This window comes from Micromonospora sp. M51 (genome assembly GCF_018070305.1).
In the GTDB taxonomy this organism is placed as follows: Bacteria; Actinomycetota; Actinomycetes; order Mycobacteriales; family Micromonosporaceae; genus Micromonospora; species Micromonospora parva.
In genome coordinates this window covers 1-1,600 of the sequence record NZ_JAGPXZ010001055.1, presented here as the reverse complement: position 1 = coordinate 1,600, position 1,600 = coordinate 1, and the positions used below count along the sequence as shown (strand labels likewise).

Annotated in this window: 1 protein-coding gene and 2 pseudogenes; 2 read left to right on the top strand and 1 reads right to left on the bottom strand. The window is 74.1% G+C overall.

Going from position 1 to position 1,600, the window contains the following annotated elements:
* Together KBX53_RS32385 and KBX53_RS32380 are read left to right on the top strand one after the other, a co-directional pair.
* Window positions 1-312: pseudogene (locus tag KBX53_RS32385) on the top strand (ABC transporter ATP-binding protein); the annotation flags it as partial.
* A complete protein-coding gene (locus KBX53_RS32380) occupies window positions 309-1,079 on the top strand; it encodes an ABC transporter permease subunit (protein ID WP_210863655.1) in 771 nt (256 codons plus the stop codon). The pseudogene KBX53_RS32385 and the gene KBX53_RS32380, both read left to right, overlap by 4 nt.
* Before the next feature lie 36 nt (window positions 1,080-1,115).
* Here the strand turns inward: KBX53_RS32380 and KBX53_RS32375 are convergent.
* A pseudogene (locus KBX53_RS32375) lies at window positions 1,116-1,478 on the bottom strand (response regulator transcription factor); the annotation flags it as partial.
* Window positions 1,479-1,600 lie beyond the last annotated feature (122 nt).

Sequence of the window (1,600 nt, the reverse complement as noted above, 5' to 3'; positions counted from 1 at the left end):
GGACGGCTGCTCGCCGACGCGCCGATCGGCGACGTGATCGCCCGCGGCACCGTTGCGGTCCGGGTGCGCAGCCCGCACCCGGACGGGCTGGCCGCCCTCGCCGCGCGCCTCACCGCCGCCGGAGCGGATGTCGAGGCGGCCGACCGCAACGAGCTGACCGTCACCGGCGTCACCGCGGACCAGGTCGGGGACCTGGCCCACGAGCTGGGGGTACGCCTGCACGAGCTGAGCGCGCAGGCCGCGTCGCTGGAGCAGGCGTTCATGGAGCTGACCGCCGACAGCGTCGAGTACGCCGGAGGTGCGGCGCGATGAGCACCCTCAGCCGACACGGCGTCGTGGCCGCCGAGTGGACCAAGCTCTCCTCCGTCCGAAGCACCTGGTGGACCGCGCTGGCCGGGCTGCTGGTGATGGCGGCCAGCGCCGGTCAACTGGCCATCTACGCGGCGAACGACAACACCAACGACGACCCGACCGACGACCGGGGGATCGTCACCGTCGGCAGCGTGCTGATCGACTCGGTCGAGCTGACCCAGTACGTGGTGCTGGCGCTGGGTCTGCTCGCGATCACCGCGGAGTTCACCAGTGGCACCATCCGGACGACGTTGCAGTGCACCCCGTCCCGCGGTCGGGTACTGCTGGCCAAGGCCGCTGTCGCCGGCGCCGTCACCTTCGCGCTCGGGCTGCTGCTCGGCGGCGTCGGCGCGCTGGTCGCCCGGCCGGTGCTCGGCGAGTGGGGCAGCGCCCCGGCCGCCGACACGATCGGCGACATCGTGGCGGTGGCGGCCTACCTGGCGCTCGTCGGCGTCCTCGCCCTGGGCCTCGGCGCGGCACTGCGCAGCGCGGTGCTCACCCTCACCGTGCTCCTCGCCACCCTGATGATCTTGCCGCAGTCGCTGCAGGAGCCGGACATCGACGTGCTGAACCGGATCGCCGACGTGTTCCCCGGCGTGGCCGGCGGGCACTTCCTGGCCGGCGACACCGAGCCGTACCCACCGGTGGTCGGGCTGCTCGTGCTCGCCGGGTGGGCCGGCGCCGCGCTGCTGCTGGGCCGGGCCGCGCTGCGCCGCCGCGACGCCTGAGACCCGCGCGCTGAGCGGGGGCCGACCGGCCCCCGCTCAGCCGTCGACCAACCCCGCCTCGTACGCGAGGATCGCCGCCTGCACCCGGTTGCGCACGTCCAGTCGGGTGAAGATGCTGGTCAGGTAGCTCTTCACGGTGCCCTCCACGAGGTGCAGCCGGCGCGCGATCTCGGCGTTGGACAGGCCCGCCCCGACCAGGGCCAGCACCTCCCGTTCCCGCTCGGTCAGCCCGGCCGTACGGTCCCGGGCCGCCGGCCGGCGGGCCAACCGGCCGGCCCCCAGCTCGATCACCCGGCGGGCCACGGCCGGCGACAGGTACGCCCCGCCGTCGGCGACGGCGTGCACACCGGCGATCAGCTCACGCGGGTCGCCGGCCTTGAGCAGGAACCCGCTGGCACCGTGCCACCGGCCGTGATCAGTACGAAGACCATGATCGACGGACCGGCGGTGGCGCTGCGCCGCCCCGCGAGATAGCTGAAGACCGGAATGGCGAACAGGAAGTTGCCGTCGACCAACGACCC

Coding starts and splice junctions, on each gene's coding strand:
- KBX53_RS32380 (WP_210863655.1), top strand. CDS start 309: ATGAGCACCCTCAGCCGACACGGCGTCGTGGCCGCCGAGTGGACCAAG.